The 6,287-nt window shown below is 47.2% G+C and carries 3 protein-coding genes; all 3 read left to right on the forward strand.

The features are described from left to right. The first annotated feature begins 170 nt into the window (after positions 1 to 170). The 3 genes from QUA16_RS35015 to QUA16_RS35025 all read left to right on the forward strand — a co-directional run bounded on the left by QUA16_RS35015 (position 171) and on the right by QUA16_RS35025 (position 6,153). On the forward strand, positions 171 to 3,344 hold the full coding sequence (locus QUA16_RS35015) for an MASE1 domain-containing protein (protein WP_333109242.1): 3,174 nt from the start codon (positions 171 to 173) through the stop codon (positions 3,342 to 3,344). A gap of 179 nt (positions 3,345 to 3,523) precedes the next feature. Beyond that, positions 3,524 to 5,332: a PAS domain-containing sensor histidine kinase gene (locus QUA16_RS35020; RefSeq protein ID WP_333109243.1), complete on the forward strand. Its 1,809-nt coding sequence runs from the start codon at positions 3,524 to 3,526 to the stop codon at positions 5,330 to 5,332. A 323-nt stretch (positions 5,333 to 5,655) separates the two neighbouring features. Further along, positions 5,656 to 6,153: a hypothetical protein gene (locus QUA16_RS35025; protein WP_333181729.1), complete on the forward strand. Its 498-nt coding sequence runs from the start codon at positions 5,656 to 5,658 to the stop codon at positions 6,151 to 6,153. Positions 6,154 to 6,287 lie beyond the last annotated feature (134 nt).

Raw genomic sequence — 6,287 nt, forward strand, 5'->3', positions numbered from 1 at the left:
GTCAACAGTCAACAGTCAACAGTCAACAGTCAACAGTCAACAGTCAACAGTCAACAGTCAACAGTCAACAGTCAACTCCCCCAGTCAGGTGATTCGTCAGGAGGAAGTTCGATCGCCCCAAAGCCGCCTAAATTAAAAACTAGGAATGGAGGATTCGATCGCACCTAAACATGAAACTGCTCAACCGCCGCACTCGAACGCTTCTGTACACCGGCATCCTGGCGCTGGCCTACTTTGTTACCGGAAAACTCGCAGCGTCGATGCTGGGACTGGTGAAAGCCGAACCCTCCCCCGTGTGGCCGCCCGCCGGTATTGCTCTAGCGGCACTGCTACTGCAAGGGCGACGGATGTGGCCGGGAATTGTCCTCGGTTCAGTGCTGTTAAACTCTACCGGCGGTATACCGTCGGCTGTCATTGCCACATCGGCCTTTAGCGTCACCCTGCAAGCGCTGGCTGGAGAGGCTTGGCTGACTTGGAGCGGATTTTCTACCAAACTCGATCGATTGCGAGATGTTCTGGCTTTAGTAGCGGGCGCTGTCATCGGGTCTACTCTTGTGGGTTCTATCCTCGGCAACTTGGGTACGTGCATTTTTGGTTGGGCTCAGTGGAGCAATTTCTCTCGCAACTGGTGGACTACGTGGCTCGGAGACGGCATGGGAATTTTGATTGTGACGCCTGTGCTGCTGACTTTGAACCACGTCGTTAACAGTTTTAAATTTCCACTAAAACTGAGATGTTTCATTATTCTCAATTACTTGTTTAGGAACAGGCAAGATGCCTGTTCCACAAGAGATGAATTTTCTTGTGGAACAGGCATCTTGCCTGTTCTTGACAATGGTGTAAGAGGTGAGAGACTATCTCGGATTATTTCAAGTTTAAAAGCATTTTTTAAGGGGGATAATTACCAATCACAAGTTACAAATTATCAAAGGAGATTTTCTGCAAAGGAAAACCGCTATAATCTTCTATTTTTAATCATTAATTATTCAGAAGTAGCGCTGTGGCTGGCTCTCTTGCTGAGCGTGAGCTGGCTGTTCTTTTGCTCAAAAACACAGGCGGCGATCGCTCAGTATCCGCTGGAGTATCTGCCTTTTCCTCTGATAGTTTGGGCTGCCCTGCGGTTTCAACCGGCGGGAGCGATTTTTGCTTATTCGATCGTCTCTTACATCGCGATTTGGGGAGCAGTGCAGGGAGGTGGCCCGTTTTTGGCCAAAAGCGATAATCTCAAACAGGCGGTTTTATTTTTACAAGCTTTTACCGGTACGATCGCCCTTGTGGCTCTGATGTTGGCCGCCGCCGTAGCAGAACGCCAGCAAGCGCTCTTTGAGGTGCGCCGCACGGCCGCCATGCTGCGCGATCGCGAAGCTAGTTTAGCCAACGCTCAGCGCATCGCTCACTTGGGAAATTGGGATTTAAATTGCGCCGCCCTCACAGCAACTTACAACTGCCAAGAATCCGCAGAACATCATATATCCAATATCGAATTGCGGTGGTCAAACGAACTTTACCGCCTCTTGGGTTTTGCTCCTGGAACTGTCAAACCGACACCTGAAGTTTTTTTGCAGGCCGTACATCCAGAAGACCGAGAATTGGTGGCGCGATCGCAGCGCCAAGCTATGTTTGATCGCCAAGCCTATTGCATTAACTACCGAATTGTGCTGGCTGATGGCTCCGAACGCACTGTCTGCGAACAGTCGGCAATTGAGTCAGGGGCGATCGCCGCCACAGTCCAAGACGTTACCGAACGCCACCGCGCGGAAACCGCTTTGCGGGCGTCCTCGGATCGCGATCGCTTGCTCTCAGAAATCGCCCTGCGAATTCGCAACTCCCTCGACCTCGAAGAAATTCTCAATACTACTGTTGCCGAAGTCCGGCAATTTTTCAAGGCAGACCGCGCTTTCATCGGTATTGTGGACGCGGACGGGGTAAATCTTCCTAGCCCGGTGTACGGTAAGGTTGTGGCTGAGTCTGTGGCAAGCCAATGCCGTTCTCTTTTGGGGTGGGTACTCGCTGACGAGAATCACCTCGAAAGCCAGAAAACTTTTTATGCTAACAACCGCGTCCGAGCTCTCTCCGATACTGCTAGCGTTCAACAGAGCGTTCCAATTTCCCAATTGTACAGCGATTATCAAATTAGAGCGACGTTAAATGTGCCGATCTTCCTGGGGGATGAATTGTTCGGGATCTTGGCCGTCAACCAGTGCTCCGGGCCCCGGCAGTGGCAGGAATTTGAAATTGATTTGTTGGAAAAACTCGCTACCCAAGTGGCGATCGCTCTACAGCAAGCCCAACTTTTGCAGCAGGTAAAAGCTCTCAATGCCAACTTGGAATCTCAAGTGGAGGAACGCACCCACCAACTACAGCAAAAAATGCACGAGTTGCAAGAAAGCAATCGGCTGAAAGACCTATTTTTGCACGCAGTTTCTCACAATCTCCGCACTCCTGTTATGGGAATGTTAATACTGCTGAAAAATTTGCTCAACAAATCGGCATCTGATTCTCTACAAGATGTTCCGGTTTCTCGATCGATTTTGCAGCGCATCGTTCAGGCCAGCGAACACCAGTTGACTATGGTTAATGCCCTGCTAGACGCTCACGCTAGCGAGGTCAAAGGGATTGTTCTCAATACTGTACCACTGTATTTGCCGTCTTTAGCTTCAGCCATTGTTGCCGATTTAGAATCGGTTCTGGCCAAAAATCAAGCAACTTTGACTCAGGATATTCCGGCGGATTTGCCACAAGTCAATGCCGATCGCCAACACTTGCAGCGGGTGCTAGAAAATCTGTTGACTAATGCTATTAAACACAATCCTCCAGGAGTCAATATAACTTTGAAAGCCGAGGTAATTGAAGTTGAAACGGCGCTAAGTTATGAAGAAAATTTACATGGTTTAACATCGCCCAATAATCCGCTTGCCCGCTGTATCGCTAACCGGATATCTGCTGCGGGCGATCGTCCTGGGATGGGCGAGACCAGCCTGAACAATCAGGAAACCCTGGCCAAATTTAACCTCGACGGCAGTTGCCAAATGCCCCGCTCTCAGGGTCAAATTGGCAATAGCTGCAGCAAATTGCCCGGAGTCACCGTAAAAATGGTTCGCTGTACTGTAACAGATAATGGAGTGGGAATCAGCGCCAAACAGCGGGAATCTCTGTTTGAACTTTACGTTCAAGACCCTAATAGCCGACAATTAACAGGGCTGGGTTTGGGATTGTACCTCTCCAAGCAAATTATCAAAGCTCACGGCGGCTTCATCGGCGTCGAAAGCACTCCCGGCGGTGGCTCGACTTTCTGGTTTTCGCTACCTGTTGTCAACTCGGACGATCGATCTTTCTCAATCTAAAATCTAAAATCTAAAATCCACACAACAACTAAGTTTTTCGACTCACAGTAAACAGTCAACAGTCAACAGCCAACAGTCAACAGTCAACAGTCAACAGCCAACAGTCAACAGTCAACAGTCAACAGTCAACTGTCATTCCGGTGCAACCGGAATTGATATAATCTCAAATCTAAAATGGTATGAACTATTTGGGCAATGCAAAATCAGTTCAGGCGTTAATGGTTTACGAGGTGTGGCGCGATCGCTTCCTCCGAGATCGGCTGCGTCCTGCTGTCGGAATTGCCATCTTTTTTGCCTTCACAATAACGGTCTATTTTCTGGGCGAAAGATTCTTCGCTCGCCAGGAGTTTGAAAGTGTTTATTTGTACACGAGCGCTGCTGTAGAATTGGGTTTGTTGACCTGTTTTGTGTTGCAAAAAACCTCCTTCGGACAGCGCTATCCCGGTTTGCTATTTTTGGGTTTTTCGTGGTCGCTGACGGTGGTTGTACAGATTGGGCTAGCTGTCGCACAAGCCGGGGAATTACCAATTTTTACCTGGAGTTTAGCGTTTCTAATCCAAGCTACGCTGATGCCCGTCCGCTGGCGTCTCCACCTGATTTCTCAACTCGGCGTTTTGTTTTGCCACGTCGGGATAAATTTGGTTTTAAATCTAAGTTTTGCTAAGTATACTCCTTTTAAGTTGACCGGGTTGTACTTATATTTGTTTTGGTTTTGTTTGATTTGCGATTTGTCGGTTTATTGGTACGAATGTCTGCAACGGAAAGAGTTTAGTACGAGGCGTGAGTTGGAATCTGCTTACCAGCAGTTGGAGGCGGCGGAGGCGAAGTACCGCAGCATTTTTGAGAATGCGGGCGAGGGGATTTTTCAAAGCACTCCCGATGGCCGTTATATTACTGCAAATCCAGCTTTAGCGCGGATTTACGGCTGCGATTCCCCGGAAGAAGTGACGGCAAAGTTTACTGATATTGAGCGGCAGTTGTACGTCGATCCGGCTCGCAGAAATGAGTTTTTGCGATCGATCGAGGAAAGCGGCACAGTATCGGATTTTGAATCTAAAATTTACCGCTGTGACGGCAGTATTGTCTGGATTTCTGAGAAGGCGCGGGCGGTACGGGACAGCAGCGGCGCCGTGCTTTATTATGAGGGTTTAATTGAGGATATCACGCAGCGCAAACAGGCACAAGAATCGCTGCGGCTGTTTATCCACGCTCTTTCTCACGACTTGCGAAACCCGGTGGCGGGAATGTTAATGGTGCTGAAAAATTGGCAGACGAAAACTGGGGATTCGATCGCCATTCCCCGTTCTATTTTGGATCGGATGATTCAAGGTAGCGAGCAGCAATTGCGCTTGATAAATTCGCTGTTGGAAGTTCACGCCGGGGAATTGCGCGGTTTGGTTTTGCATTGCGAATCGGTTGATTTGAGGGCGATAGTTGAAGCGGCTGCGACAGATTTGGAGCCTTTAATGAATGAGGGTAAAGCTACTTTTAAAAATTTGGTTCCCGAAGATTTGCCAGCCGTGAATGCTGACAAAACTCAGTTGTGGCGCGTCTTCTCTAATTTAATTGCTAATGCCTTGAAACACAATATGCCCGGACTGAATTTAACAGTTTCGGCTCAAGTAATCAAGGCGGGGAAATTAACTATAAATCAAAAAACAGCCAAACAAGACATCGACAAATTACCGATGGCCAATCCACAATTCCCCATTACCAATCTCCAATCCCCAATCCCCAATCCCGGAAGTAGGATGATTTACTGTACCGTGGAAGATGACGGGGCAGGAATATTGCCGGAACAGTGCGAACATCTTTTTGACCTTTACGTTAGGGGCGATCGATCCCGACACTCCGTCGGTTTGGGTTTGGGTCTATATCTTTGTCGGCAAATTATTGGCGCTCACGGCGGCCAAATAGGGGTAATTAGCACTCCCGGTGCTGGGGCAAGTTTTTGGTTTACTTTGCCGCTGGCTGAGAAGTCCCGGTGATTTTTTTTGTATGTTTAATTACATTAAATCTAGCAATCGTGCCATATATTAAGAACGTTCTTAATTGCGGAAACCCTTGCGAAATATGCTTCTGCCTTCTTCCTTCTTGCTGCGGCTATACTTGTGTTGTGCCGTCGCAGGTGATTTTTGAGTGGTTCAAGCCAAATCAGTAGATCGGACTATTTCGATCGGACTATTGATATTAACTTAAAACCGTGGTATATTTACCAAAATGTTTTCCAAGGAAAAATAAATTTCATATCTTCACATTTTCTTTAGAAACATCATTTAATCTAGAAAATCTCTAAAACTAGATAAAAAATATGCAATTTATGTTTGTCGAGAAAAGCTCAGAAAATACAGCTAAAGAGGATGCAGCTAAGTACGACTTAGCTAAATATAACGAGCGGTCGTTCTCAACTTTAATTCGGGCGCTCCGTCTTTCCCAAGGTTACTTTTCTTTCGTTTTAGTCAACTGCAACTCGCTGGCTTTGCGGCAGCAAATAGTCGATCGACTGCAAGTAAATTGTCCAGTGAAACCGCGGCAACTGTTTTTGCCCAAATCGGCGACAACTCTCTACACGACAATCGCAGCAGAAATAGACGGGGAACAGCCTCCAGCTTTAATGCTCCTTGGTTTGGAATCAGTGCAGCCGATCGATCGATTGCTGGTTTCTACCAACCTACTATGCAGCGAATTCAGCAAAACATTTTCGTTTCCCCTCGTCTTTTGGGTGACGGATGAGCTTCTGAGAAAAATCATTCGCACCGCCCCGGATTTATACAATCGGATGACGACAATTAGATTTATCAGTAATTAGTAATCAGCCCATCGATTTGAGATTTTAGATTTTAGATTTTAGATTTTTAACAGTCAACAGCCCATCGATTTGAGATTTTAGATTTTAGATTTTAGATTTTTAACAGTCAACAGCCCATCGATTTGAGATTTTAG

Source organism: Microcoleus sp. S13_C3 (genome assembly GCF_036700905.1).
Taxonomy (GTDB): domain Bacteria; phylum Cyanobacteriota; class Cyanobacteriia; order Cyanobacteriales; family Microcoleaceae; genus Microcoleus.